The sequence below is a fragment of the Rhodovulum sp. HP10 genome, assembly GCF_047553435.1.
In the GTDB taxonomy this organism is placed as follows: domain Bacteria; phylum Pseudomonadota; class Alphaproteobacteria; order Rhodobacterales; family Rhodobacteraceae; genus Rhodovulum.
Window position 1 is genome coordinate 729,657 of the sequence record NZ_CP180201.1, and the last position, 25,454, is coordinate 755,110.

At 67.7% G+C, this 25,454-nt stretch carries 21 protein-coding genes and 1 pseudogene; 10 read left to right on the forward strand and 12 right to left on the reverse strand.

Features of this window, described 5'->3' with window-relative positions; all coding sequences use genetic code 11:
* Positions 1-5: 5 nt before the first annotated feature.
* Both ACK8CO_RS03255 and ACK8CO_RS03260 read right to left on the reverse strand, forming a co-directional pair.
* On the reverse strand, positions 6-1,580 hold the full coding sequence (locus ACK8CO_RS03255) for a Re/Si-specific NAD(P)(+) transhydrogenase subunit alpha (RefSeq protein WP_414898151.1): 1,575 nt from the start codon (positions 1,578-1,580) through the stop codon (positions 6-8).
* 119 nt (positions 1,581-1,699) lie between these two features.
* Positions 1,700-2,173 (reverse strand): methyltransferase family protein, encoded by a 474-nt coding sequence (locus tag ACK8CO_RS03260; protein ID WP_414898152.1) that lies wholly within the window; start codon positions 2,171-2,173, stop codon positions 1,700-1,702.
* A gap of 109 nt (positions 2,174-2,282) precedes the next feature.
* Between ACK8CO_RS03260 and kynU the strand changes: the two genes are divergently transcribed.
* Positions 2,283-3,476: a kynureninase gene (kynU, locus tag ACK8CO_RS03265; protein WP_414898153.1), complete on the forward strand. Its 1,194-nt coding sequence runs from the start codon at positions 2,283-2,285 to the stop codon at positions 3,474-3,476.
* A gap of 17 nt (positions 3,477-3,493) precedes the next feature.
* A complete protein-coding gene (locus tag ACK8CO_RS03270; RefSeq protein ID WP_414898154.1) occupies positions 3,494-3,955 on the forward strand; it encodes a GNAT family N-acetyltransferase in 462 nt (153 codons plus the stop codon).
* 21 nt (positions 3,956-3,976) lie between these two features.
* On the opposite strand, the gene ACK8CO_RS03275 is transcribed toward ACK8CO_RS03270, so the two are convergent.
* The 3 genes from ACK8CO_RS03275 to ACK8CO_RS03285 form a co-directional block, all read right to left on the reverse strand.
* Entirely contained in the window at positions 3,977-4,420 is a 444-nt protein-coding gene (locus ACK8CO_RS03275) for a c-type cytochrome (RefSeq protein ID WP_414898155.1), read from the reverse strand.
* 135 nt (positions 4,421-4,555) lie between these two features.
* Positions 4,556-5,332 (reverse strand): gamma-glutamyl-gamma-aminobutyrate hydrolase family protein, encoded by a 777-nt coding sequence (locus tag ACK8CO_RS03280; protein WP_414898156.1) that lies wholly within the window; start codon positions 5,330-5,332, stop codon positions 4,556-4,558.
* Between the two features lie 220 nt (positions 5,333-5,552).
* Positions 5,553-6,782, reverse strand: coding sequence for an FAD-binding domain-containing protein (locus ACK8CO_RS03285; RefSeq protein WP_414898157.1), 1,230 nt, complete (start codon positions 6,780-6,782; stop codon positions 5,553-5,555).
* A 97-nt stretch (positions 6,783-6,879) separates the two neighbouring features.
* On the opposite strand from ACK8CO_RS03285, the gene pepN reads away from it, so the two are divergent.
* Together pepN and ACK8CO_RS03295 are read left to right on the forward strand one after the other, a co-directional pair.
* Positions 6,880-9,447 carry an aminopeptidase N gene (pepN, locus tag ACK8CO_RS03290; protein ID WP_414898158.1) on the forward strand — a complete coding sequence of 856 codons (2,568 nt, stop codon included), beginning with the start codon at positions 6,880-6,882 and terminating at the stop codon, positions 9,445-9,447.
* A 93-nt stretch (positions 9,448-9,540) separates the two neighbouring features.
* The gene (locus ACK8CO_RS03295; RefSeq protein WP_080615803.1) at positions 9,541-10,416 is read left to right on the forward strand and encodes a lysophospholipid acyltransferase family protein; all 876 of its coding nucleotides are present in this window, start codon (positions 9,541-9,543) and stop codon (positions 10,414-10,416) included.
* 500 nt (positions 10,417-10,916) lie between these two features.
* Here the strand turns inward: ACK8CO_RS03295 and ACK8CO_RS03300 are convergent, their stop codons facing one another.
* Both ACK8CO_RS03300 and ACK8CO_RS03305 read right to left on the reverse strand, forming a co-directional pair.
* Positions 10,917-11,696, reverse strand: a complete 780-nt coding sequence (locus ACK8CO_RS03300) for an SDR family oxidoreductase (protein WP_414898159.1) — start codon at positions 11,694-11,696, stop codon at positions 10,917-10,919.
* Between the two features lie 79 nt (positions 11,697-11,775).
* Positions 11,776-12,411 carry an AAA family ATPase gene (locus tag ACK8CO_RS03305; RefSeq protein ID WP_414898160.1) on the reverse strand — a complete coding sequence of 212 codons (636 nt, stop codon included), beginning with the start codon at positions 12,409-12,411 and terminating at the stop codon, positions 11,776-11,778.
* Between the two features lie 137 nt (positions 12,412-12,548).
* Between ACK8CO_RS03305 and ACK8CO_RS03310 the strand changes: the two genes are divergently transcribed.
* Positions 12,549-13,379: a universal stress protein gene (locus ACK8CO_RS03310; protein ID WP_414898161.1), complete on the forward strand. Its 831-nt coding sequence runs from the start codon at positions 12,549-12,551 to the stop codon at positions 13,377-13,379.
* Here ACK8CO_RS03310 and ACK8CO_RS03315 read toward each other — a convergent pair.
* On the reverse strand, positions 13,376-13,900 hold the full coding sequence (locus ACK8CO_RS03315; protein WP_414898162.1) for a hypothetical protein: 525 nt from the start codon (positions 13,898-13,900) through the stop codon (positions 13,376-13,378). The genes ACK8CO_RS03310 and ACK8CO_RS03315 overlap by 4 nt on opposite strands.
* A 415-nt stretch (positions 13,901-14,315) precedes the next feature.
* Here ACK8CO_RS03315 and ACK8CO_RS03320 point away from each other — a divergent pair.
* The 3 genes and pseudogenes from ACK8CO_RS03320 to ACK8CO_RS03330 all read left to right on the forward strand — a co-directional run.
* Positions 14,316-14,771 (forward strand): annotated as a pseudogene (locus ACK8CO_RS03320) (pentapeptide repeat-containing protein); the annotation flags it as partial.
* 259 nt (positions 14,772-15,030) lie between these two features.
* Positions 15,031-15,993, forward strand: coding sequence for a hypothetical protein (locus ACK8CO_RS03325; RefSeq protein ID WP_414898163.1), 963 nt, complete (start codon positions 15,031-15,033; stop codon positions 15,991-15,993).
* 50 nt (positions 15,994-16,043) lie between these two features.
* On the forward strand, positions 16,044-17,654 hold the full coding sequence (locus ACK8CO_RS03330) for a peptide chain release factor 3 (protein WP_414898164.1): 1,611 nt from the start codon (positions 16,044-16,046) through the stop codon (positions 17,652-17,654).
* Positions 17,655-17,696: 42 nt separating this feature from the next.
* Here the strand turns inward: ACK8CO_RS03330 and ACK8CO_RS03335 are convergent, their stop codons facing one another.
* Both ACK8CO_RS03335 and ACK8CO_RS03340 read right to left on the reverse strand, forming a co-directional pair.
* Complete coding sequence (locus ACK8CO_RS03335) at positions 17,697-18,689, reverse strand: lactate/malate family dehydrogenase (protein ID WP_414898165.1); 993 nt, start codon at positions 18,687-18,689, stop codon at positions 17,697-17,699.
* 322 nt (positions 18,690-19,011) lie between these two features.
* On the reverse strand, positions 19,012-20,367 hold the full coding sequence (locus ACK8CO_RS03340) for an esterase-like activity of phytase family protein (protein ID WP_414898166.1): 1,356 nt from the start codon (positions 20,365-20,367) through the stop codon (positions 19,012-19,014).
* 233 nt (positions 20,368-20,600) lie between these two features.
* On the opposite strand from ACK8CO_RS03340, the gene ACK8CO_RS03345 reads away from it, so the two are divergent.
* Positions 20,601-21,191 (forward strand): exopolysaccharide biosynthesis protein, encoded by a 591-nt coding sequence (locus tag ACK8CO_RS03345; RefSeq protein ID WP_414898167.1) that lies wholly within the window; start codon positions 20,601-20,603, stop codon positions 21,189-21,191.
* A 157-nt stretch (positions 21,192-21,348) separates the two neighbouring features.
* Positions 21,349-22,869, forward strand: a complete 1,521-nt coding sequence (locus ACK8CO_RS03350; protein WP_414898168.1) for a DEAD/DEAH box helicase — start codon at positions 21,349-21,351, stop codon at positions 22,867-22,869.
* 126 nt (positions 22,870-22,995) lie between these two features.
* Here ACK8CO_RS03350 and ACK8CO_RS03355 read toward each other — a convergent pair whose 3' ends face one another.
* On the reverse strand, positions 22,996-24,666 hold the full coding sequence (locus ACK8CO_RS03355; protein WP_414898169.1) for a ribonuclease J: 1,671 nt from the start codon (positions 24,664-24,666) through the stop codon (positions 22,996-22,998).
* On the reverse strand, positions 24,663-25,442 hold the full coding sequence (locus ACK8CO_RS03360) for a type III pantothenate kinase (protein ID WP_414898170.1): 780 nt from the start codon (positions 25,440-25,442) through the stop codon (positions 24,663-24,665). Before ACK8CO_RS03360 ends, ACK8CO_RS03355 begins: the two co-directional genes overlap by 4 nt.
* Positions 25,443-25,454: the final 12 nt, after the last annotated feature.

Genomic DNA, 25,454 nt, shown 5'->3' on the forward strand with positions numbered 1-25,454 from the left:
CCCCCTTAAGATTTCTGGAACATGGCCAGCATCCGGCGTGTCACCAGGAAGCCACCCACGATGTTGATCGTCGCGATCAGGACAGAGAATGTGGCGAGGATCACCACCAGCCAGTTGCCCGACCCGATCTGCAGAAGCGCGCCCAGGATGATGATGCCCGAGATCGCGTTGGTCACCGCCATCAGCGGCGTGTGCAGCGAGTGGCTGACATTCCAGATCACCTGGAAGCCGACGAAGCAGCTCAGCGCGAAGACGATGAAATGGCTCATGAAGCTTTCCGGCGCGAAGGTCCCGATCAGCGCCATCAGAAGACCGCCCGCGACCAGCATGCCGATCTGGGTGATCGTCTGCTTGCGGAAGGCGGCGGCCTCCTGGGCCTTCTTCTCCTCGGGGGTCAGCTCTTTCGGCTTGTCCTTCTTCGGGGCTGCCGCGATCGCCTTCACCTTGGGCGGCGGCGGCGGGAAGGTGATCTCGCCCTCATGGGTGACGGTCGCGCCCCGGATCACGTCATCTTCCATGTTATGCACGACCTGGCCGTCCTTGCCGGGCGTCAGGTCGGTCATCATGTGACGGATGTTGGTGGCGTAAAGCGTCGAGGATTGCGTCGCCATGCGGCTGGCGAAATCGGTATAGCCGACCACGGTCACGCCATTGTCGCTGACGATCTTCTCGCCGGGCCGGGTCAGGTCGCAGTTGCCGCCCTTCTCGGCGGCCAGATCGACCACGACCGAGCCGGGCTTCATCGCCGCCACCATGTCCTCGAGCCAGAGCTTGGGCGCGGGGCGACCGGGGATCAGCGCGGTGGTGATGACGATGTCCATGTCGGGCGCCAGCTCGCGGAACTTCGCAAGCTGCTTTTCGCGGAATTCCGGCGAGGAGGGCTTGGCATAGCCGCCCGTTTCCGAGCCGTCGGCGGTATCCTCATCGAAATCGAGGAAGACGAATTCGGCCCCCATCGACGAGATCTGCTCGGCCACTTCGGGGCGCACGTCGAAGGCATAGACCATGGCGCCCAGCGAGGTCGCGGTGCCGATCGCGGCCAGACCCGCGACGCCCGCACCCACCACCAGCACCCTGGCCGGGGGCACCTTGCCCGCCGCCGTCACCTGGCCGGTGAAGAAGCGGCCGAAATTCGAGCCGGCCTCGATCACCGCGCGGTAGCCCGCGATATTGGCCATCGAGGAGAGCGCATCCATCTTCTGGGCGCGGCTGATCCGCGGCACCATGTCCATCGCGATGACATTGGCGCCCCTGGCCTTGCACTGCTCGAGCAGCGCCTCGTTCTGCGCCGGCCAGAAGAAGCTGATCAGCGTCTGGCTCTTGCGCAGCCGCGCCACTTCCTCGGCGACAGGCTCGCGCACCTTGACGACGATGTCGGAGCCCTGCCACAGCGCCTCGGCGGAGTGCACCACCTTGACGCCCGCCTCCTCATAGGCGGCATCGGCAAACCCCGCGGCCGCTCCCGCCCCGGTTTCGATCAGACAGTCATAGCCCAGCTTCCGAAGCTGGACCGCAGAGTCGGGGGTCATGGCCACGCGGGCCTCGCCCTCCAGAATCTCTTTCGGTGCCCCGATTTTCACGTTCTTGTCCCCTCTTTCAGGCGTTGGGCCGCTTAAGGCCGCTGTCTCATAGCATTGCGCAACAATGTTTCACAAGTTTCAGGATCGGTGCATCCCCTGTCCCGGATTTTCCCGTGGCCTCAGAGCCAGCGTCCGACCCGTCGGCAATAGGCGTCATATTCGGCCCCGAAAGCCTCGCGGATCAGCGCCTCTTCGCGGCGGATGAAGCGCCGTTCGATCAGCTTCAGGAAGACCGGCACGAGGATCAGGCTCGGCAGCGCGTCCCAGATCAGGATCAGTCCCGTCAGGATCGCCGCATCGGCCAGATAGATCGGATTGCGGGTGAGGCCATAAGGGCCGGTGACGACCAGCCGGTCGGGCCGCTCGCGCGGGATCAGCGAGCTGCGCGCCAGAACCACCCGCAGCGCCGCCCAGGAGGCCAGCGCCAGCCCGAAGACCACCAGCAACAGGCCGCCGACATCGCCCACCCAGCCCAGGAAGCCGAAGGGCAGGATGGTCGACTGCGCCCAGGCCAGCCCCGCGAACAGGGCCAGCCACATCGGCGGCAGTTCCAGGTAATGCAGTAGCCGGGTCATCGGATCTCCGTCGCGCATGTCGTTCTCCTTTAGAGAGTCCCGCCCGGCACGATCAAGGGGCTGAATCGTCCCGCCCCTTGCGCAACGGAAGCTTTCAAGCCAAAGCTTTGGTCAGGGAGGCCCATGAATGACCGATTTCGCGGCGACGCGCGCGCAGTTCCACATTCCCGAGGGAGTGATCTATCTCGACGGCAACTCGCTCGGACCGATGCCCCTGGGGGCCGAGGCGAGGGCAGCACAGGCGGTGCGCGAGGAATGGGGCGAGATGCTGATCGGCGGCTGGAACAAGGCCGGATGGATGGCCATGCCCCGCGTGCTCGGCCGTCTCGTCGGTCGGCTGATCGGCGCCGAGCCGGGAACGGTCGTGATCGGCGACACGCTGTCTATCAAGGTCTACCAGGCGCTTGCCGCAGCCCTGGCCATGCGGCCGGAGCGCCGCGTCGTGCTGAGCGACTCGGGCAATTTCCCGACCGATCTCTACATGGCCCAGGGCTTGCTCCAGAGCCTCGGCCAGGATCATGAGCTGCGCATCGTCGCCCCCGAGGAGGTCGAGGCCGCCATCGACGAGGATATCGCCGTGGTGATGCTGACCGAGGTCGACTATCGCACCGGGCGACTGCATGACATGGCCACGATCTCGGCGCGCGCGCGCGACGCGGGGGCGATGACGGTCTGGGATCTGGCCCATTCGGCGGGCGCGATTCCTATAGATCTGGCCGGCAGCGGTGCCGATTTCGCGGCCGGCTGTACCTATAAATACCTCAATGCCGGGCCGGGCGCTCCGGCCTTCATCTATGTCGCACCCCGCCATGCCGACATGGCGCTGCCCGCGCTGTCGGGCTGGCTCGGCCATGCCGCGCCCTTCGCCTTCGAACAGGGCTATCGACCGGGAGAGGGCATCGACCGGATGCGCGTCGGCACCCCGCCGGTCCTGCAGATGGCCGCGCTCGAGGCCGCGCTCGCGGTGTGGGAGGGGGTGTCGATGACCGATATCCGCGCCCGCTCGATCGAACTTGGCGAGCTTTTCCTGGCCGAGGTCGAGGGCCGCTGCCCGCAGCTCGAACTGGCCTCGCCGCGCGATCCCCTGCAGCGTGGCAGCCAGGTCTCGTTCCGCTTCACGGACAGCTATGCCGCAATCCAGGCGCTGATCGCGCGGGGCGTGGTGGGCGATTTCCGCGCGCCCGACATCATGCGGTTCGGCATCGCCCCGCTTTATACCGGCGAGGACGACATCAGGCGTGCGGCGCTGATCCTTCAGGACGTGATGGAGAACCGGCTTTGGGACGACCCGACCTACCGCACCCGCGCCGCCGTCACCTGAGTGCCTCTGAACCGCGGATGCGGCTGCGCCGGGCACGGGCGGGCGATGGCGCGCCGACCCGCGCGCTGTTTCACGACGCGGTCCATCGCGGCGCCTCGCTCAGCTATTCTCCGGAAGAGCGCGATGCCTGGTCGCCCTCGCCCGAGGCCCCGCCCGACTGGGAAGACAAGCTTCTGCGGCGCCACACCGTCATCGCCGAGATCCGCCGCAGCCCCGTCGGCTTCATGACACTGGGCGGGGACGGCTATCTCGACTTCGCCTATGTCTCTCCCGACTGGACCGGTCGCGGCATCGGCCGGGCCTTGTTGCAGGCGATCCTGCGCGAGGCGCGCCGCTCTGGACTCGACCATCTCTCGACCGAGGCCAGCCTTGTCGCGCGTCCGTTCTTCGCGCGTCATGGCTGGCACGAGACCGCCCGCCAAAGCGTCATCCGCCACGGCGTGGCACTGACGAATTTCCGCATGGAAATAAAGCTCTAGGCCCGGGGGTCCGGCTCGCGTTCAGCGGATGCCATTGGCGCGCTGAACCTCGCGCACGAAACGGACCACAGAGGCAATGTCGGCGGTACTGACACCCGGCACCGGCGCCATGTCGCCGAAGCGCCAGTGATGCGCCTGAACCCCCTGCCGCGCCGCCCGCAGGAAGGCATAATCGCCATGGTGGTTCGGTTCGTAGATCGGGTGGATCAGAGGCGGGCCGAGCCCCTCGCGCCCATCGGCCCGCGTGCCATGACACTGGGCGCAATTCTCAGAGAACACCGCCTGCCCGGCCTCGGCCTGCGAGCTCAGCCGCGGCATCTCGACCTGCACCAGCGCGCGCGGCCCGTCCGCCTCACCGCCCTCCATGCCGGGATCCGCCCCGGGAGGCTGCAGCCAGAGCCAGCCGCCAAGGCCAGCCGCAACCGCGGCACCGCCCGCCACGCCGATCAGAAAAGGTCGTTTCATCGTCTCGTCTCCGCCGTTATCGGTCTTGCGGCGCGACGCCTAGAGGGTCCAGCAACTGGAAGCTCAAGTCACGAGCGCGTGCGCAGGTGGATCTTCTGACGAATCTTCTGGCCGATTTTCGGGCCCGGGCCCGCCTCAGGCCGTCTTCAGGACCGCCGGGCGGTCGCCCCGCGCCCAGGCGGCGACGGCTTTGCCGAAGGCCTCGAAGAGCGGCCGCGAGACCGGATCGCGGGCGGCGCGGTATTCGGGATGCCACTGCACCGCCAGCGCAAAGCCCGGTGCGTCGGCAACATGGATCGCCTCGGCCGTGCCGTCGGGCGCCACCCCCTCGATCACGATCCGCGGCCCGGGCCGCTTGATGCCCTGCCCGTGCAGCGTGTTGGTCATCACCTCGGTCGCGCCGAGAATGCGGTGAAACAGCCCGCCTTCGGTCAGCGTCACCATGTGGCGCAGGGCGAATTTCTCTTCAAGCGTGCCGTCGGGCGGCATCCGGTGGTTCATCCGCCCCGGCAGGTCGCGGATTTCGGGATCGAGCGTGCCGCCCATCGCGACATTGACCTCCTGAAAGCCGCGACAGATCGCGAAGAAGGGCTGGCCGCGTTCGACCAAGGTCCGGATCAGCGGCAGGCTGATGGCATCGCGCGCCCGGTCGAAGGCGCCATGCGCCTCGGTCGCGGCCTCGCCATATTCCTCGGGATGCACATTCTGCCGTCCGCCGGTGAACAGGAAGCCGTCGAAACACTCGACCAGCTCGGGCACGCTGACAAAGCGCGGATCGGCCGGGATCAGAAGCGGCAGCGCCCCCGCCACCTCGGCCACCGCCTCGGAATTCATCGTGCCACCGGCATGGGCGGGGTATTCGTCGTTGATCAGAAAGCTGTTGCCGATGATGCCGACCCTGGGGCGCGCCATGGGATCCTCGTTTGCCTGTTCCGCGCGACGATATAGCGCTTTTGCCAAAGGGTGAAGGGCCGCGCCCCGGCGCCGCGCCCGCGATGTCGGGGCGCGTGACAGGAGCGAACGGGCGGCAAGCGCAGGTTTTGCGGCCCCTCCGCCCGTTTTCCGGGGCATAACGCGCCCGGGCTTCTCCGCACCGGCCGAGAGCCGCACAGCCCCTGTGCGCCCGCCAATCTCAGAGATCGAAGGCCAGTTGCCGCGAATCCTGCCGCCGCGCGGCCGGGCTTGCGGACCGAGAGCCCGGCGGCCGGCAGCGACCGGGGGCGACCAGCGGATGCGGATAGCGGCGTCCCAGTCGCCGCGCCGCCGCCGGGCAGGTCCAGGGCGCATGCAGCGCGTCGGGCGGCAGATCGGCCAGCTCGGGCAGCCATCTGCGCAGGAAGACCCCCTCGGGATCGGCCGCGCGCCCCCAGCGCAGCGGATCGACGCGTCGCGCCGCCGCCGCGCGGAACTGAGCCCCGTGCAGGCGCGGATCGTAATCGGCCGAGAGCCGCGCCAGGACCTGACAGCAGGCGCCCGGATCGAGCCCGAGTTGGCCGCAGCCGACCGCGGCCAGAAGCCCGCGCCGCCCGGCGTCGAGCATGCCGTCATGGATCAGCGCGCGCATCGCGGCATCGACCGCGGGCAGCCCGGTCTCGCCGCGCGCCCAGGCCGCCAGTCGCGCATCGGCCGCAGGGTCCGGGGGCGCGGCCACAGGCTCGGGATCGGCGGCCGGGACCCGCTGAAACCGGGCGCGCCGGGCCAGCCAGGAAGCGAGGCGGCGCGCGCCCGGCTCTTCGGGCGCAAGGCGGGCTGCCCGCGCCGCCTCGCCCGCCGACAGCGCGCTCCAGGCCAGATGCGCCGACAACGCGGCATCGGGATCACTGCCAGCCAAAGCCGCGGCCAGGGCCCGCTCGGCCTCGGACCGGCCACCGCGCGGCCGCCCCGGACAGGGATCGAAGCCGAGCCCCAGATCGCGCGCCTCGGGGATCGGCCCCGGCACCAGCCCGGGCGGCGCGGTCAGCTCGCCGAGCGGCGGAGCCGGGCGCCGGGGCGCGGCCACGGGCCTCCAGGGCAGGCCGCGCCGCCGCGCCCAGACCTCGGCTGGCGGCTGGGCGCCCAGCGCCAGCCCACGCACGACCGGCCAGCGCGCGGCGAGCCGGTCCAGCACCTCGGCCGGTGGCCCGATCTCGACCTGCAGCGCCGCGCCCCGCGCCGCGAGCGCGGCCGAAAGCGAGGCCAGCCCCTCGGCCACCACCCGCCATTGCCGCGCAGAGGCCTCGGGCGCCGACCAGACCGCCGGATCGACGATGAAAACCGGCAGGACCGCACCGCCTTCCGCGCCCGCCTCCTGGCCCGCGCGGGCCAGCGCCGGATGGTCTTGCACCCGCAGATCGCGCCCGAAGCTGAGAATCGTCACGCCCATGGCAGGAACATAAATCGAACATCGCTACTCCCGCCAAGGGCATCTTGCGCTTGGGCCTCAGGGGTATAGGTCAGGGAGGTGCCCAGTGGAGAGACAGATGACAGACGCCACGCCGCAACCCGTTTTCCTGAAAGACTACACCCCCTTCGGTTTCCTGGTGGACCGGGTCGAACTGACCTTCCGCCTGGCCCCGACAGAGACCCGGGTGCGCGCGAGGATCGCCTTCCGCCCCAATCCGGCCGCGACCGACCGCCGGTTCTTCCTGCATGGCGAGGAGCTGACGCTGATCTCGGCGGCGATCGACGGCCGCCCCGTCACCCCCGAGATCACCGCCGCCGGGCTGAGCTGCGAGGTGCCCGACGCGCCGTTCCTCTGGGACTGCGAAGTCGAGATCGCACCGAAAGAAAATACTGCGCTTGAAGGGCTTTACATGTCGAACGGCATGTATTGCACGCAATGCGAGGCGGAAGGTTTCAGGAAGATCACGTTCTACCCGGACCGCCCCGATGTGATGGCGCCGTTCCGGGTCCGCATCGAAAGCGACCTGCCGGTCCTCTTGTCGAACGGCAATCCGGTGGCCCGGGGCACGGGCTTTGCCGAATGGGACGATCCCTGGCCGAAACCGAGCTATCTTTTCGCGCTGGTCGCGGGCGAGCTGGTCGCGACCTCGGAACGCTACACCACCTCGGAAGGTCGCGAGGTCGATCTCAACATCTGGGTCCGCCCCGCCGATCAGGGCAAGGCCGATTACGCCCTCGACAGCCTGATCCGCTCGATGCGCTGGGACGAAGAGGTCTATGGACGGGCCTATGACCTCGACGTGTTCAACATCGTCGCGGTCGACGATTTCAACATGGGCGCGATGGAGAACAAGGGGCTGAACATCTTCAACTCGCGCTATGTTCTGGCCAGCCCCGAGACCGCGACCGACCGCGATTACGAGAATATCGAGCGGATCATCGCGCATGAATATTTCCACAACTGGACCGGCGACCGGATCACCTGCCGCGACTGGTTCCAGCTGTCGCTGAAAGAGGGGCTGACGGTCTTCCGCGACTCGCAATTCTCGGCCGACATGCGGTCCGCCGCGGTCAAGCGGATCGAGGATGTGATGACGCTGCGCGCGCGCCAGTTCCGCGAGGATAACGGCCCGCTGGCGCATCCGGTGCGCCCCGAAAGCTATACCGAGATCAACAATTTCTACACCGCGACCGTCTATGAGAAGGGCGCCGAGCTGATCGGCATGCTGCGCCGGCTGGTCGGTCCCGAGGGGTACAGGACGGCGCTCGATCTCTATTTCAGCCGCCATGACGGGCAGGCCTGCACCATCGAGGACTGGCTGCAGGTCTTCGAGGATGCCACGGGCCGCGACCTGACCGGTTTCAAACGCTGGTATTCGCAGGCCGGCACGCCCCGGGTGAAGGTCACGGAAGACTTCAAGAACGGCACCTACACCCTTCATCTGGAACAGGAAACGCCCGCCACACCGGGGCAGGACGAGAAGGCGCCGCAGGTCATTCCGCTGGCGCTGGGGCTGTTGTCGCCCAATGGCGACGAGGTGCTGCCGACGACGGTGATCGAGTTGACCGAGGCGCGGCAGGAGGCCGTGTTCGAGGGGCTCGGGGCGAAACCCGTGCCCTCGCTCTTGCGCGGCTTCTCGGCGCCGGTGATCCTCGAGCGCGACAGCTCGTCCGAGGAACGGGCCTTCCTGCTGGCCCATGACACCGATCCGTTCAACAAATGGGAAGCCGGGCGGTCGCTGGCCCGCGAGATCCTGATCGAGATGGTGACAGAGGGCGCGGCCCCCGCGCCGGCCTGGCTCGAGGCGCTGGCGTCGGTCGCGCGCGACGAGGCGCTGGACCCGGCCTTCCGGGCGCTGGCGCTCAGGCTGCCGGGCGAGGACGAACTGGCCGAGGCGCTGGCCGGGCGCGGCACCGTGCCCGACCCGCTGGCGATCCATGCCGCGCGCGAAGCCGCCAGAACCGCCATTGCCCGCCATCTCGACCCGCTCTGGACCGGGCTTTACGACGCCATGACCTGCCCCGGCCCCTACAGCCCGCAAGCAGCCGATGCCGGGCGGCGGGCGATCCGGCTGGCCGCGCTTGGCTACATGGCGCGACTCGATGGCGGCGCGCAGGCCCGGGCGCATGTCGCGGCGGCCGACAACATGACCGACGAGATCGGCGCGCTGAGCGTGCTTGTGGAAACCGGCGACGCGGAAGAGGCGCTCGACCGATTCGCCCGGCGCTGGGGTCATGACCGGCTGGTGATGGACAAGTGGTTCGGGCTGCAGGCGAGCCTTGCCGCGCCCGAGCGTGCGGTCGCCGTCACCCGCGCCCTGACCGAGCATCCCGATTTCACCTGGAAGAACCCCAACCGCTTCCGGGCGGTGATCGGCGGGCTGACCGCCAATGCGGCGGGCTTCCACGATCCTTCGGGCGCGGGCTACGATCTGGTGGCCGACTGGCTGATCCGGCTCGATGCCGTGAACCCGCAGACCGCGGCGCGGATGTCGACCGCCTTCGAGACCTGGACGCGCTATGACGAGGGCCGCCGGGCAAAATCGACAGCGGCGATGGAACGGATTGCCGCCCGCGAGGGTTTGAGCCGGGACATGGGCGAAATGCTCGGGCGTCTGCTGGCGGCCGGGCGCGGCGCCGCCTGAGCCGGTGCGCGGGATCGCGATAGGCTTTGACCGGGGCCGGTCGAATCGGCTCTGGTGTCACGGAAATGTTGTTGGGGTGTGGTGACAAGGCGCATGAAAGAACGAATCGATCCGCTCATCGAGGAACGGGCGCCCTGGCTTTTCGAGGACCATCCCTGGAGCGCACCGTCCCGGCGCCTGCTCAACGGCCTGCTGGGATATGACCGGACCGTGGCGCTGGGGGCGCTGCTGAAGGACCACCCCTCCCCCGTGATCATGGACGAGCTGGCGCGGCTTCTGGCCCGCGACGTGCGCGGGACCGGGATCGAGAACATCCCGGCCTCGGGCCCCGCGATGATCGTCGCCAACCACCCGACCGGCATCGCCGACGGCGTGATGCTCTGGAGCCTGCTGCGCCAGCGCCGCCCCGATCTCTTCTTCTATGCCAATCGCGACATCCTGAAGGTGCTGCCGCAGATGGAAGAGATCATCGCGCCCGTCGAATGGCGCGAGGAGAAGCGCAGCCATGCCAAGACCCGCGAGACCATGGCCTATACCCGCGCCGCCATCGAGAAGGGGCGGCTGGCGGTCATCTTCCCCTCGGGGCGGCTGGCCAAGCGGCGCGGACTGTCGCTGCATGAACGGCCCTGGATGGCCTCGGCGGCGATGATCGCGCGCAAGTTCGAGCTGCCGGTGATCCCGGTCAACATCCGGGCGCGGAATTCGGCGCTGTTCTACCTGTTCGACCTGATCCACCCGACGCTGCGCGACATCACCTTGTTCCACGAGACCCTCAACAAGGAGCGTCAGCCCTACCGGATGACGGTCGGCGATCCGATCGCGCCGGGCGCGCTGCCGGTGCGCTCGGAGGAGGGCATCGAGATGCTGCGTGCCGCGACCCTGGCCCTCGGCGGGCGCTATGCGCCGCGGGTCAGCCTGCTGCAGAATTCGCGCCGGCCGAGCTGGATCAAGTCGACGGCGCTGGGCTGAGGCTGAAGCGCTTTCTCCGGGTCCTGCGCAGCGGGATCCGGGCGAAAGCGGCCGCACCAGAGCAGGCGACCCTGACGGCCGACGCACGGCAAGCCCCCCCCTTTAGGCGAGGATCCCGGCCGCCCGCTGGTCGCGTTCCCGAAAACTGCCTGCTCCGTCCAGGGCGCAACCGCAATTCTGCGGGCGCATCGCGATACGATACCGGTCACGGGCTGTTTCTCGCCCCCGCGGCGGGCACGTGACGGGGCGGTTCTGCCTCTACTGCTCCTTCGACGGCTGGCCCCGCGCGCCGGAACAGCTGTCCTTCGCGGATGGCGCCGGGGCCCTGCGCCGGCTGGCCGCCCGGAACGATGCCAGCCTTTCGGGACCGGTGCCGTCCGAGATCCCGGGATGCGCGCGGGATCCCGGCGCTCCGCACATCAGCGGCCACCTCATCGCGGACGATCCGGGGCGGCACGGAAGCAGCGCGGACCGGTTCGCAACGCGCCCCGGGCGCCGCCTCAGAGCGTGGCGTTGGTCGCCCCGCCATCCAGCAGGATGTTCTGGCCGACGATGAAGCCCGCATGCTGCGAGCAGAGAAAGGCGCAGGCCGCGCCGAATTCCCGGGGCGTGCCGTAACGGCGCGCGGGGATCGTGGCCTCGCGCCGGGACCGGGCCTCTTCGACCGAGATGCCCCCGGCCTCGGCCACGCCGCGGTCGAGCGACATCGCGCGGTCGGTGGCATGGATGCCGGGCAGCAGGTTGTTGATGGTCACGCCATGCGGCGCCAACTGCCGCGCCGTCCCCGCGACATAGCCGGTCAGCCCGGCGCGGGCCGAGTTCGACAGCCCCAGGACCGGGATCGGCGCCTTGACCGACTGGCTGGTGATGTTGACGACCCGGCCCCAGCCGCGCTCGATCATCCCCGGCAACAGCACCTTCATCAGCGCGATGGGCGTCAGCATGTTGGCATCGAGCGCCGCGATGAAGTCATCGCGCTCCCAGTCCGACCAGAGCCCGGGCGGCGGGCCGCCCGCATTGGTGACCAGGATATCGACCTGCCCTGCGGCCTCCAGCACCGTCGCACGCCCCTCTTCCGAGACGATATCGGCCGCGACCGGCGTCACCGAGACGCCATGAACACGGCGGAGCTCTTTGGCGGTGGCCAGAAGCGCCTCGGTGCCGCGGGCATTGATGACGAGATCGACACCGGCTTCGGCCAGCGCCTCGGCGCAGCCCCGCCCCAACCCTTTCGACGCGGCGCAGACCAGCGCCCGTTTGCCCGCAAGACCCAGATCCATGAAAGCCTCCCTGTCGCGTTTCCCCTCCGGCTTACCAGCCCGCCGGAAAGGACGGAAGTCATGGCATCGGGGCCGCGCCTCATCCCCGGGCGGTCAGCGCCGCAAGCAGCGGGGTCCATTGCGCCCGGAGCGGCGCATAGGCGCGCTGCGGACGGTCGAATACCGTCAGCCCCTGCTCGGCCAGATCGCCATAGGCCACCCGATCCGAGATTTCGGCAACCGGCCCCTGCCCGACCCGCTCGGCCAGTCCCCGGATCCAGGCCGCATCGCGCCCGCGCGGCCGGACCCGGTTCGCCACCAGATCGACCCCGACCTTGCCTTTCCTGATGCGCTTGAACTCGGCGATCTCCTCCAGAAAGCGCCGGGTCGCCTCGGCATCGAGGACCGAGGGCAGCACAGGCACCACCACCGCGCGCGCGCCGTCCACCAGACCGGCCGCGACAGCCTCCGGCAGCGCCCCCGGCGCATCGACGATCAGCCAGCCGATCCCCTTGCCAGGTTTGCTGCTCCCCCGACCGGCCGACCAGTCGAGGCCACGGATCGCCGAGGCATCCGCGGGCCGCCGCCGGAGCCAGCGCAGCGCCGATCCCTGCGGATCGGCATCGGCCAGGGCCACCTTCCAGCCGCCATCGGCCAGGGCCGCGGCCAGCGTGACCGCAATCGTCGTCTTGCCGCAGCCACCCTTGCGATTGGCGATCAGGACCGTCTTCATCATTCCCCCACCCTCTGCCCGGGACCGGTTCCCCCCATGGCTTACTGCTATGCAATGTATATACATACAACCAAGATGTCGCCCTTGAAAGGCCCCCTCCGCGCCCCGACCTTGACCAAAGACATCCGAGGGAGACCGACATGACCGCCACATTCCTGGTAGCAACCGATCTCAGCCCGCGTGCCGACCGTGCCGTGAACCGGGCCTTTCGCCTGGCAAGCTGGACGGGAGCCGACATCCTCTTGGTCACGGTGATCGACAGCGACCTGCCCGAGGAGGTGGCCCATGCGCTGGCCGAGGCCGCCGAGACCCGGCTTGCCCGCTTCGCGGCCTCGATCCCGCATTCGGCAGAGGTCCGGCACGACACCCGCATCCTGACCGGCGACCCGAGCACCGCGATCCCGCTTCTGGCCGAGGAAATCGACGCCGCGCTGATCGTGCTGGGCCTGCATCGCGAGCGGCCCTTCCTCGACCTGATCCGCGAAACCACGATGGAGCGGATCGTCCGTCATGCCGCGCGCCCGGTCCTGCTGGTGCGCGATCCGGTCGATCACGACTATGCCATGCTGCTCGCGGCGCTCGACTTCGCCCCGGCCTCGACCTCTGCCGTCAAGATCGCGGCCGGGCTTGCGCCCGAGGCCGCGATGCATGGCGTGCATGCCCTGCATATCCCCTATCGCGGCTTCGTCGCGCCGCATGGCAGCTCGATCGCCATCGCCCCGTTCCGGCGCAGCGCCGAGATGCGCCTGGCCGAATGGCGCCGTGATGCCGGGCTGCCCGGGCGGCTGGCCGAGATCGACATCGTCGAGGGCGCGGCCCATGTCGTGCTGAACCGCGAGATCGAGGAGCATTCGCCCGATCTTCTGGTCCTCGGCGCCCATGGCCGCGCGGGCGATGCGCCCTCGATCCTGGGCTCGCTGGCCAACGACCTGATCCGCAACCCGCCCTGCGATCTGCTGATCGCGCGCTAGTCCGCAGAACCGGCGGCCGGCCTCTCGACCGCAGCGGCCTGGCGCGCCGGACCGGTCGAGACCCGCTCTATCTCTTCAACCATGCGCAATGCGGTCTCGCGCTGCGCGTCCCCGGCGTGAAGGTAATACCCGTGCCCGACGCCCCGGAGCACCGTGCAGCGCTCGGGCACTGTCGTCAGCCAGTCGGATGGCGGCATGTTCGGATCGTCTTCTCCGAAAAAGACATGGGTCGGCACCATGATCGCGCGCTCGTTTCTCAGCCGCGTCGAGGACAGACAGCAGAGCCCCGCCAGAGGCAGCCCCCCGGCCGCCGCACGCCACAAAGCCGTGCCCCCGGCGCTGTAGCCGAGGCCATAGCAGGCGCCCTTGCCCCCGGCCTGAACTTGCTCAGCAAGCGCCGCGACCGCCCGCTCCAGCCCACCGGCCCCGAAAAGATGGGCGTGCAGCGCCTCGCCCGTCAGATCCGGCCGGCCGCAAAGCGCGTTCAACGCGAAGCGGCGGATTTCCGAAACAAGGGGCAAATGCCTCGAGATGCAATCCCCGGGCAAAGGCTGCCCGAATATGTCGGTGACCACACAGAGTTCCATTCCACGCCCGCCAGATCAAGGCCTCCGCCGGACCAAAGCCTGCCTTGCCATCGAGGGCAATGCCCGCGGCCACGTTTTCTCTGTCTTCCGGATGTCGGACGGGCGGGAGCCGTCCACCTGCCTTCCGGCATCACGCCCCTCAAGCACGGGCGAGATCCCTCCCCGCCCTGCGACCTGCCGGTCGCGCGCCAGCCACCCGCTTTACGCTTGGGCGGGGCCGATCTAGGCTTCGCCCGGGCGGAGGAGACGGGCGATGGGCAATCCCGAGCATCTGGAATGGCTTCTGGAAGGCGTCGCGGCGTGGAACGCGCGGCGGGAGCGGGACGATTTCGTGCCGGATCTGTCCGGGATGGATATCCGGGGGGCATTTGAGAAGGCGGGGAAGCTTGAAAACGGCCGTATTCCATTGGATGGAGTGAACCTCGGGGGAGGGAACCTCAGAGAAGCGAACCTCAGCGAAGCTGACCTTCGGAAGGCGAACCTCGGGGGGGCATTACTTAGGGGGGCGAATCTCCAGTTGTCGGACCTACAGGAAGCGGACCTCAGGGGCGCGCAACTTAGAGATGCGGTCCTCATTAAGGCGGACCTGGTGGACGCAGACTGTGGGGCAGCAGACTTCGTAGAGGCACGCCTTTGGGACGCGAATCTCAAGAGGGTGAACTTCGAGGAGGCGGACCTCAGCCGGGTGGATCTCATGGAGGCAGACCTCAGCGGAGTGAACTTCAAGGGGGCAAACCTCTGGGCGGCGAATCTCAGAGAGGGGAACCTCCAGTTGGCGGATCTAGACAAAGCGGACCTCCGGTGGGCGAACCTCGGGGGGGGCGGACCTCAGGCGGACGAAACTCGGGGGGGCGAAACTCGGGGGGGCGAAACTCAGGGAGGCGAAACTCAGGGAGGCGGACCTCAGGGGGGCGGACCTCAGGGGGGCGAACCTCAAGGGGGCAGACCTCGGGAGGGCTGATGTTCGAACCGTATCCTCGGGCGTGGGTATAAACGATGTCGGCACGCCCGAGCAGACGAATCTGTCACAGCCCCGGGGGCTGACGCAGTCCCAGCTCGACACCATGCGCGGCGATACCGGCACGATCCTGCCCGAGGGGCTGCACCATCCGGCGCATTGGCCCGCCCCGGATCCGCCAGAGCGGCCTCAGGAACAAAACTCCAAAGAGTTCTTTAAACCGAACGGTTCGACCAAAGGCGGCGCGGACCCGACCGCCTTTCCGGCGACCCGCTACACACCGCCCGCCGAGTTCACGACTGTCGGCGGGAAGCTTGATGTCAGATTCACGCCGACCCGCCCCGAACCGCGGCAAGCCTCTTCAACCCCGATCGACGCGCGCAACCGGGAAAGGGCCCGGGCCGGGTTGCTGGAACTTGTGAAGTCCCTCTGCCGTTGCCTGCGCCCCTATAAACGCGAAGACCGCGAAACTTCGAACCGGGTCAGACCCGCAGAGCAGCTTCTGGCGACCGCCCAGGCGTTGGCCGATGCGTTGAAGGCGGAGGAAGAGACCTTCCTGCCGACCCTGCTGGAGGACTATATCGAAACCCTCGCACTTGGCGGCTGCGACGATATCGAGGCGCTGGAAGCCAACGACGCCGCGCTTTATCGGCGTGTCATCAAGCGCGGCCGACAGCTTTACGGTTTCTATCCCGAGCTGGCCGAGTTGAGCGACCCGGCCAACACCCGCTTCATTCCCGACGATTTTCCTTACACGGTTGCAGAACTGTCGGCCGAGTTGCACGGGCTCGCATTCTCCTACGATGGCCGGATCGTATTCACCGAGCAAACCCGGACGCTGATCGAGGCCGAGGAAAAAGCCCTCGTGCCCAAAGGTGCAAACGAGGAAAAGACGAAGCTTGCGCGGCTGGGTGCCATCGCGGGAGAGATGCGGCGGGAGATGTCGAAATATGCCGACAAGGCCCAGAAGGCCATCGACCGGACGGCGTCCTTTCTGAAGTCCTACGAGAAGCTGCAGAAGATCTGGGAGAAGATCGAGCCCTTCATCGGCTTCGGCGACGGATCCTGACCCGCTTTGACCGATTGCGCGGGCGCCGCGCCTGACCTATATCCGCGGCCATGCTGGATGCCCCGTCGAACCGCCCCGCCCTGCCGCCGGAAATCGCCCGGAGGCGCACCTTTGCCATCATCTCGCACCCCGATGCGGGCAAGACCACGCTGACCGAGAAGTTCCTGCTGTATGGTGGCGCGATCCAGATGGCGGGACAGGTGCGCGCCAAGGGCGAGGCGCGGCGGACGCGGTCGGACTTCATGAAGATGGAGCAGGACCGCGGCATCTCCGTCTCGGCCTCGGCGATGTCCTTCGATTATGACCGCTTCCGCTTCAATCTGGTCGACACCCCCGGCCACAGCGACTTTTCCGAGGATACCTATCGCACCCTGACTGCGGTCGATGCGGCGGTGATGGTGATCGACGGCGCCAAGGGGGTGGAAAGCCAGACCCGGAAGCTGTTCGAGGTCTGCCGGTTGCGCGACCTGCCGATCCTGACCTTCTGCAACAAGATGGACCGCGAAAGCCGCGACACCTTCGAGATCATCGACGAGATCCAGGAGATGCTGGCGATCCATGTCACGCCCGCCTCCTGGCCGATCGGGGTCGGGCGCGATTTCCTCGGCTGCTACGACATGCTGAGAAACCGGCTCGAGCTGATGGACCGGGCCGACCGCAACAAGGTGGCCGAGTCGATCAGGATCGAGGGGCTCGACGATCCCAAGCTGGCCGAGCATGTGCCCCAGGATCTACGCGAGAAGCTGATCGAGGAGGTCGAGATGGCCAAGGAGCTTCTGCCCGCGCTCGACCCGCAGGCAGTCCTGGAAGGCCAGATGACGCCGATCTGGTTCGGCTCGGCGATCAACTCGTTCGGCGTGAAGGAGCTGATGGACGGCATCGCCAATTATGGCCCCGAGCCGCAGATCCAGGCGGCCGAGCCGCGCGAGATCGCGCCCGAGGAACCGAAGGTCGCGGGCTTCGTCTTCAAGGTGCAGGCCAACATGGACCCCAAGCACCGCGACCGGGTGGCCTTCCTGCGCCTCGCCTCGGGGCATTTCCAGCGCGGCATGAAGCTGACCCATGTGCGGTCCAAGAAACCGATCACGGTGTCGAGCCCGGTGCTGTTCCTCGCGGCCGACCGGGAACTGGCCGAAGAGGCCTGGGCGGGCGACATCATCGGCATCCCGAACCACGGCCAGTTGCGCATCGGCGACACGCTGACCGAGGGCGAGGCGCTGAAGGTCACGGGCATCCCCTCCTTCGCGCCCGAGCTTCTGAAGAACTGCCGCGCGGGTGACCCGATGAAGGCCAAGCATCTCGACAAGGCGCTGATGCAGTTCGCCGAGGAGGGGGCCGCCAAGGTCTTCAAGCCGATGGTGGGCTCGGGCTTCATCGTCGGCGTCGTCGGCGCGCTGCAATTCGAGGTCCTGGCCAGCCGGATCGAGCTGGAATACGGCCTGCCGGTGCGCTTCGAGCCCTCGCAATTCACCTCGGCCCGCTGGGTCCATGGCGAGAAGACGGCGGTCGAGAGCTTCGTTCAGAAGAACAAGCAGCACATGGCCACCGACAACGACGGCGACGTGGTCTACATGACGCGGCTGCAATGGGACATCGACCGCGTGGTCCGCGACCATCCCGAGCTGACCCTGTCGGCGACCAAGGAAATGCAGACCGACTGATCGCGAGGCGGCGGGCCCGGAAGGCCCGCCGTTTTCGGTTCGTCAGGCGACGGCGGCGTCGGGCCCGGTGCCGGCATCGCGCATCGTGGCCTGGATGAAGGCGATGCTCTCGGCAAGCTTCGCCCCTTCCCACGCGTTCAGGCTGACCGGAAGCTGTTTCACGATACCCTCGCGGCCGAGCACACAGGGCATGCTCAGCGCCACGTCGCCGTCATGGCCATACTGGCCGCGCAGGGTGGTGCAGGCGGGAAAGACGCTGCGTTCATCGAGCAGCACGGCGCGAGCCATCGTCACGGCGGATTGCGCGACGCCCGCATTGGTCCAGCCCTTTCCGTTGAACACGTCATAGGCGGCGCTGATCACCCGGGCCTTCACCGTCCCGGGGTCGCGGATGTCGTCCAGGGCCTCGAAATGGCGGCCGAGATCCGCGAAGGGGATGCCCGCGACATTGACATGGCTCAGGACCGGGAAGGCGGTGCTGCCATGTTCGCCCATCATGAAGCCCGTGACCGATTTCGGGTCGATCCCGCAGGCATCGGCCACCACCTTCCGGAGCCGCGCCGAGTCGAGCATCGTCCCCGTCCCGAAGACCCGCCCGCGCGGATAGCCGAATTCGTTCTCGGCGATGTAGACCATGGTATCGAGCGGGTTGGTGATCAGGATGACGATGGCCTCGGTCGTGTGCCTGACGATCCCCGCCATCACCTCGCGGATCACCTTGCAATTGGTGGTGGTCAACAGGGTACGGTCGGGCTCGGCCTTGGGATCGTCCGGGTCGGGAATGACGCTCGGCCCCGCCGCCACGACGATCACGTCGGCGTCGGCGCATTGCTCGTAGCCGCCCGAGGTGACCCTGATATTGCTCATATAGGGCAAGGCCGTCGCCTGGGCCTGATCGAGCGCCTCGCCGAAGGCGACATTGCCCAGAATGTCGATGACCCCGATCTCGGCAAAGAGGCCGATCTTCATGGCATCGGCCAGGACATAGGACCCGACATGCCCCGCCCCGACGACAACGAGCTTGTTGGTGTGCATTCTCTTCTCCTTGCATCTTCCAGACGGCCGCCGGGCGGACCCGCTGGCACCACAGAGGCGGCGGTGCCGTCCGAGGGCCGCTCCCGCGCCGGGCTGGGGCGGACGGTCGGTGCGCTGGCATCGGTCAGGCCGCGGGCCGCAAGGGGCCGCGGCGCCGGGCGCCAGAGCCCCGCGCGAAAGCTGTCCGGAGCTAAATCAGGTTTGGGCACCGGCCGAAACGGAAAAGACCGCGGGCGGATGGCCGCCCGGTCCCCTGCCGGGCATGAAAACGGCGCGAGGTGCCCCCCCCCGCGCCGCAAGTCCGTCTTCGTGAGGCGGGCCGTCACTTCGCCGAGAGAAGCTCCGGCACCTCAAGCAGGATCACCTCGTTATCGGCCGCGGCATCGAGCTTGCGGCCCGAGGAAAACGGCAGGTTGTTGTCATTGGCGACCAGGATATGGGTGTCATCCACCCGCATCACGTCCTCGATGGTGAAGAACGGGAAGGTGAACCGGCCCGACAGATCGCGCGCCGCGTCGGTCTCGAGCCGCGCCACCCCGTCGGGATCGGCGATATCCATCAGGTCGATATGACCGATGCGGCGGACATAGCCCTGGGCATCGACATCCGAGGTGTCGATCAGCACGATCCACTTGTGCAGCGCCGGTTCCGGAAAGCAGTCCGGCGCCGCCGCGCCGTCGCATTTCAGGCTGGGATCGCCCTCGCCATTGTCGCGCTCGATCACCAGCGCGTGGGTGTCATCGATGAAGTTGAAATCGCCGATCGCGGTCGCGCCCTCGTCCAGCGCGAACTTGAACATCTCGCCGGTCCATTCCTTCGCGGCGGTGTCGAAGGCCATCACCCGCAGGAAGTCGCCCTCGGTCTTGCCATCCTCCCCGAGGATCGGCTTTTCCAGCATCGCCCAGAGCATGCCCGTGCCGGGTTGCAGCGCCATGCCCTCATAGCCGCCCGAGCGCTGCGACTTCCAGTCGCGGCCGGGCACGGAGGTCGCCGAGACCCCCGGGTTGTCGGGGCCGCGCAGCTCCTTGCCATCGGCCATCGTCGGGTAGACGCCCAGCACCACGCCGTCGAGCGAGACGTTCAGCAGATAGGGTCCGAATTCCTCGCCGATCCACAGCGAGCCGTCGACGAGCTGGAGGCTCTCGAGATCGAAATCGGACCCCGTCAGATAGCGGCCCTCGCTGCCCTCATAGGCGATGCGGAAGGGCACCTTGAAACCGGGGTCGCGCAGAAAGACGGTTTCCTTCACGTCGACCTTGCCGGTCCCGAAATCGGGCGCGATGCGGTGGAAGAACAGCATCGCGTCGGGACTGTTGGCCTTCGAGCCGAACCCGTTATCGGTCAGCACATAGACCGAACCGTCCTCGGCACGCTCCATCGCGAAGCCGGAAAAGCCCTGCAGCGGCTGGCCGAGAAAGGGCAGCGCGATGCCGGTCTCGCGATGTCCGTGCAGCCCGCCGGTATCGCCCATCGCCGACATCGGGGCCATGTTCCGCGCAGCTCCGGTGAACTTGCCCGAAATCCAGGCGTCGCGCGGCGCATCGGCGGGCGGCGCAACCATGGTCATCGCGGGCAGGACGGCATGCCCCGCAAGCGTCGCCGGAAAGACGTCTTCGGCAAAGGCCGGTGCCGCCAGGGCGCACGCGGCTGCGGAAAGCAGGAACAGGCTGTTTTTCATGGGAGAGTCCAGATTGGATGTTGCAGTCGCCGCTGCCCTACCCGCGCCTTGTGACAGTCATGAAACCAAGCTGTGTAACTTGCATGAAACCACGTCCGAATGTCGCGGCCCCTTGATTTCCGGCGCCACGCCGCGACATCCTGAGAACATCGCGACCCTTCCGGCAACCAACAGGGACGGCCAGGACAGACCGGAATGACACGCGCGCCCTGCCTCCTCCTGCCGACCTGCCGATGACTTCCCAAGACGACTGGATCATTTCGAGCCTGCTGGAGGATCTGGCGGCACTGGCTTTGGCCAATGACCGGATCAGCATCGCCGATCTGGTCGAGACCCTGGGCGCGCGCGGCTTCGGCCCGCTTCTGGTGATGCTGTCGGCCTTCCTGATCCTGCCGGTCGGAATGCTGCCCGGCCTGCCCGGGGTGGTGGCGATCTTCATGATCCTGATCGGCGGGCGGATGATAACCGGCCAGACCACGCTCTGGCTGCCCGCAAGGCTGCGGCGCGTGCATATCTCGGGCCATGTGCTGGCGGTCTCGGTCGCCCGTGCCCAGCCCGCCGCGCTCTGGCTGCGACCGCTTCTGACGCCGCGGCTGGTCGCACTGATCGAGGGCCGCATCGCGACCCGGCTGATCGCGCTGATCCTGATGGTCACCGGCGTGCTGATCTTCCTTCTGGGGTTCATCCCGGGCCTGCCCTTCGTGCTGTCTCTGCATGTGCTGATGCTGGGACTTGCGCTTTCGACCCGGGACGGGCTGGTCGCAGGTCTGGCCTATGTGCTTATGGGCCCCGAGATCGTCTTCATATGGCGCGTCTTCACCTGAGCCGCCGCGCCCTTGCCGGGACGACCGGCCCTTCACCTTGACGAAAGGGCCGGTTTGCTCTATCGAGCCGCGGAATAGGATCTGACCGGCAATACGGCCGGTCTAGGCCGCGTGCGACAGGTGCGGCCATGATGCCGCAACTGAGCCAAGGACTTACATGACAACTTTTGCCGATCTGGGGCTTGACCCCAAGGTACTCTCCGCCGTTTCCGACGCGGGCTACACCGCGCCCACGCCGATCCAGGCCGGCGCCATTCCGCCCGCGCTCGAGGGCCGCGACGTTCTGGGCATCGCCCAGACCGGCACCGGCAAGACCGCGAGCTTCGTGCTGCCGATGATCACCCTGCTCGGCCGCGGCCGTGCCCGGGCCCGGATGCCGCGCAGCCTGGTGCTGGCGCCGACCCGCGAGCTTGCCGCGCAATGCGCCGAGAATTTCGACATCTACGCCAAGAAGACCAAGCTGACCAAGGCGCTCCTGATCGGCGGCGTCAGCTTCAAGGAACAGGATGCGCTGATCGACAAGGGCGTCGACGTGCTGATCGCGACCCCCGGCCGCCTGCTTGACCATTTCGAGCGCGGCAAGCTGCTTCTGACCGGCGTGCAGATCATGGTGGTGGACGAGGCCGACCGGATGCTCGACATGGGGTTCATCCCCGATATCGAGCGGATCTTCCAGCTGACCCCCTTCACCCGGCAGACGCTGTTCTTCTCGGCCACCATGGCGCCCGAGATCGAGCGGGTGACCAACACCTTCCTCTCGGCCCCGGCCAAGATCGAGGTCGCCCGCCGCGCCAGCGCCGCCGAAAGCATCGAGCAGGGCGTGATCTGCTACACCGCCTCGCGCAAGGACCGTCAGGCCAAGGAAAAGCGCGAGCTGCTGCGGGCCCTGATCGACCGCGAGGGCGAGGCCTGCACCAACGCCATCATCTTCTGCAACCGCAAGACCGAGGTCGACATCGTCGCCAAGTCGCTCAAGGCACATGGCTATGACGCGGCGCCGATCCATGGCGATCTCGACCAGTCGCAACGCACACGGACGCTGGATTCCTTCCGCGAAGGCAAGCTGCGCTTCCTGATCGCCTCGGATGTGGCGGCGCGCGGCCTCGACGTGCCGGCCGTCAGCCATGTCTTCAACTATGACGTTCCCTCTCATGCCGAGGATTACGTCCACCGGATCGGCCGGACGGGCCGCGCGGGCCGCGAGGGCAAGGCGCTGACGATCTGCGTGCCCTATGACGAGAAATGGCTGACCGCGATCGAGGATCTGGTCGAGAAGAAGATCCCGCGCGTCGAAAGCCCGCTGAAAAGCGGGGACGAGGACCGGGGCAACCGCACGCGTCGCAACAAGCCTCATGACAGCGATACCGAGGCCGCAGCGGCTCCGGCGACTCCGGCAAGTCCGGAACGCAGCGAGGAACCGCGCGAAAGCAGCCGGCCCGCCCGGAACGAGCGCCGCCCCGAGCGGGCCGAGCGCAGCCATGACAACCAGGACCATGGCAGGCAACAGGGCCGTCACCAGAGCCAGAACCAGCGCCGCAGCGGCGGTCGCGGCCATCGCGACGAGCCGGTGGTGGGGATGGGCGATCACATGCCGGCCTTCCTGCTGCGCTCGTTCAAGCCCCGGACCGAGACCGAGCCGGAAGCGGTGGACGAGCCGGTGGAACAGAACGCCGAATGACGCTCTGACAGAGATCGCCGCGCCCCGACGGGGCGCGTGCAGAGACATGAAAAAGGCGCCCCGCGGGGCGCCTTTTTCATGTGGGAAAAGCGGAAGGGCCCCTGATGGCGCCCTTCCCTGCCCGGCTCAGGCGCTGAGCCGGCTGATCACCACGATCACCTCGGGCTTCTTGCCGATCTCGGCCTGGGCGGTCTGGCGCACGATACGGCGCATCGCCTCCTCGAGCTTGTCGTCATCGGCCAGGGTCTTGTCATCGGCGCGGCGCAGGAACTGGTCGAGATCCTCTTCGAGCACCTCCGACAGCGCCGCGCGCGACCGCCCGGTCTCGGGCAGGCCGTTCAGCTCGACCCAGGGCTCGCCCAGCGGCTCGTCCTCCTCGTCGAGGATCGCGGTCACCACCACGAGCCCCCTCAGCGCCATCCGGATCCGGTCGCGCACGATGCCGTCGAGCGCCCCGATCTGCACCGAGCCGTCCAGATAGGTCCGCCCGGTCTCGACGAACTCGGCCGGCTGCGGCCGCGTGCCGGTGAGATCCAGCATCGTGCCGTTGACCGCCACCACCGCCGGCAGGCCGTTTTCGGCGGCAAGCTTGACATGCTCGCGCAGGTGACGGTGTTCGCCATGCATCGGCACCACCATATCGGGCTTCATCAGCGTATGGATACGCGACAGGTCCGGCCGGTTGGCATGGCCCGAGACGTGATAAAGATCGGCATCGTCCGACACCACATCCACCCCCATCTCGGAGAGCGCGTTGATGATGCGGATCACCTCGCGCTCGTTTCCGGGAATGGTCTTCGACGAGAACAGGAACATGTCGCCCTCGGCGAGGCTGAGCCCCATATACTTGCCACGGGAGAGCTGGGCCGAGGCCGCGCGCCGTTCGCCCTGGCTGCCCGTCACGATCAGCATCACCTTGTCACGGGGCAGATCGGCCGCCTCTTCGGGGCTGACGACCTTGGGAAAATCGGTCAGCACGCCGCTTTCGATCCCGGCCTCGACCATCCGGCGCATCGCCCGGCCCAGCAGGCAGATCGAACGTCCGGCATCGCGCCCGGCCTCGGCCAGGGTCTTCAGCCGCGCGATATTCGAGGCGAAGGTGGTGGCCACGACCATGCCCTCGGCGCGCTCGACCAGCTGGCGGATCGCCGGCCCCAGCGTGGTTTCCGACCGGCCCGGATTGGGCGAGAAGACATTGGTCGAGTCGCAGGTCAGCACCTTGACCCCCTCGGCCGCGACCTGGCCCCAGAGATCCGGGTCGAACGGGTCGCCGACGATGGGCGTGCGGTCGAGCTTGAAATCGCCGGTATGAACGATCCGCCCCACGGGCGTGTCGATCACCAGCCCCGAGCTTTCGGGGATCGAATGCGACACCGGCAGGTAAGAGACCTGGAACGGCCCCGCATCGATCCGGGCTGGCCAGGGCTCGACCACGGTGATCTTCCCGGGATCCTGGCCCTGATCCTCCATCTTGTGGCAGGCGATATTGGCGGTGAAGGGCCGGGCATAGACCCGCGCGCCGAGGCGCGGCCAGAGATGGCCGAGCGCGCCGACATGGTCCTCATGGGCATGGGTGATGAAGATCGCCTCGAGCCGGTCGCGGCGTTCCTCGAGCCAGCTCATGTCGGCGAAGATCAGATCGACGCCGGGGCTCGTCTCCATGTTGGGGAAGGTGACGCCCAGGTCGACGAGGATCAGACGCTCCTTCCCCGGAGCGCCATAGCCGTAGACATAGGCGTTCATGCCGATTTCCCCGGCGCCGCCGAGGGGAAGGTAGATCAGTCTGTTCTTGCTCATGTCGCCCCGTTTTCCTTGTTATAGGCGTGGATCACGGTCAGGCCGTGCATGGTCAGATCGTCTTCGATGCAGTCGAACAGGACATCGCCCTGTGCGAAGAGCGGCGCAAGCCCCCCGGTGCCGATAATCCGCATCGGCCGGTCGTATTCCGCCCGGATCCGGTCGCAGATCTCGCGCACGAGCCCGACATAGCCCCAGAAGACCCCCGATTGCATGCAGGCGACGGTGTTGGTGCCGATCACCTGCGGCGGCTGGGTCACGTCCACATGCGGCAGCGCAGCCGCCGCCATGTGCAGCGCCTCGAGGCTGAGATTGACCCCGGGCGCGATCACGCCGCCGACATAGGCGCCGTCATGGGCGACCACGTCGAAGGTGGTGGCGGTGCCGAAATCGACCACGATCAGATCGCCGCCATGCCGGTCGAAGGCCCCGGCCGAGTTGACCAGCCGGTCGGGCCCGACATTGGTGCCCTGATCGACCCGCGCCATATGCGGCAGCAGGCATTCGGGCTTGCCAACGACCAGCGGTCGCAGCCCGAAGAAGCGGTCGGTGAAGACACGCAGGTTGAACACCACCCGCGGCACCGTCGACGAGATGATCACATCCGCGATATCGGGTTCGATCCCGTAGCGCTCGAGCAGGGTCGAGAACCAGACGTAATACTGATCGGCCGTGCGGGTATGTTCGGTCGCGGTGCGCAGCGTGCAGAGAAACCGCGTGCCGTCCCAGAGCGAGAAGACCGTATTGGTATTGCCGCAATCGATGCAGAGAAGCATGGGGATCCCCCC

Bases quoted from the DNA above. Each gene is read 5' to 3' on its own strand.
- ACK8CO_RS03260 (WP_414898152.1), bottom strand. From the start codon at position 2,173: ATGCGCGACGGAGATCCGATGACCCGGCTACTGCATTACCTGGAACTG.
- kynU (WP_414898153.1), top strand. From the start codon at position 2,283: ATGACCGATTTCGCGGCGACGCGCGCGCAGTTCCACATTCCCGAGGGA.
- ACK8CO_RS03270 (WP_414898154.1), top strand. From the start codon at position 3,494: ATGCGGCTGCGCCGGGCACGGGCGGGCGATGGCGCGCCGACCCGCGCG.
- ACK8CO_RS03275 (WP_414898155.1), bottom strand. From the start codon at position 4,420: ATGAAACGACCTTTTCTGATCGGCGTGGCGGGCGGTGCCGCGGTTGCG.
- ACK8CO_RS03280 (WP_414898156.1), bottom strand. From the start codon at position 5,332: ATGGCGCGCCCCAGGGTCGGCATCATCGGCAACAGCTTTCTGATCAAC.
- ACK8CO_RS03285 (WP_414898157.1), bottom strand. From the start codon at position 6,782: ATGGGCGTGACGATTCTCAGCTTCGGGCGCGATCTGCGGGTGCAAGAC.
- pepN (WP_414898158.1), top strand. From the start codon at position 6,880: ATGACAGACGCCACGCCGCAACCCGTTTTCCTGAAAGACTACACCCCC.
- ACK8CO_RS03295 (WP_080615803.1), top strand. From the start codon at position 9,541: ATGAAAGAACGAATCGATCCGCTCATCGAGGAACGGGCGCCCTGGCTT.
- ACK8CO_RS03300 (WP_414898159.1), bottom strand. From the start codon at position 11,696: ATGGATCTGGGTCTTGCGGGCAAACGGGCGCTGGTCTGCGCCGCGTCG.
- ACK8CO_RS03305 (WP_414898160.1), bottom strand. From the start codon at position 12,411: ATGATGAAGACGGTCCTGATCGCCAATCGCAAGGGTGGCTGCGGCAAG.
- ACK8CO_RS03310 (WP_414898161.1), top strand. From the start codon at position 12,549: ATGACCGCCACATTCCTGGTAGCAACCGATCTCAGCCCGCGTGCCGAC.
- ACK8CO_RS03325 (WP_414898163.1), top strand. From the start codon at position 15,031: ATGCGCGGCGATACCGGCACGATCCTGCCCGAGGGGCTGCACCATCCG.
- ACK8CO_RS03330 (WP_414898164.1), top strand. From the start codon at position 16,044: ATGCTGGATGCCCCGTCGAACCGCCCCGCCCTGCCGCCGGAAATCGCC.
- ACK8CO_RS03335 (WP_414898165.1), bottom strand. From the start codon at position 18,689: ATGCACACCAACAAGCTCGTTGTCGTCGGGGCGGGGCATGTCGGGTCC.
- ACK8CO_RS03340 (WP_414898166.1), bottom strand. From the start codon at position 20,367: ATGAAAAACAGCCTGTTCCTGCTTTCCGCAGCCGCGTGCGCCCTGGCG.
- ACK8CO_RS03345 (WP_414898167.1), top strand. From the start codon at position 20,601: ATGACTTCCCAAGACGACTGGATCATTTCGAGCCTGCTGGAGGATCTG.
- ACK8CO_RS03350 (WP_414898168.1), top strand. From the start codon at position 21,349: ATGACAACTTTTGCCGATCTGGGGCTTGACCCCAAGGTACTCTCCGCC.
- ACK8CO_RS03355 (WP_414898169.1), bottom strand. From the start codon at position 24,666: ATGAGCAAGAACAGACTGATCTACCTTCCCCTCGGCGGCGCCGGGGAA.
- ACK8CO_RS03360 (WP_414898170.1), bottom strand. From the start codon at position 25,442: ATGCTTCTCTGCATCGATTGCGGCAATACCAATACGGTCTTCTCGCTC.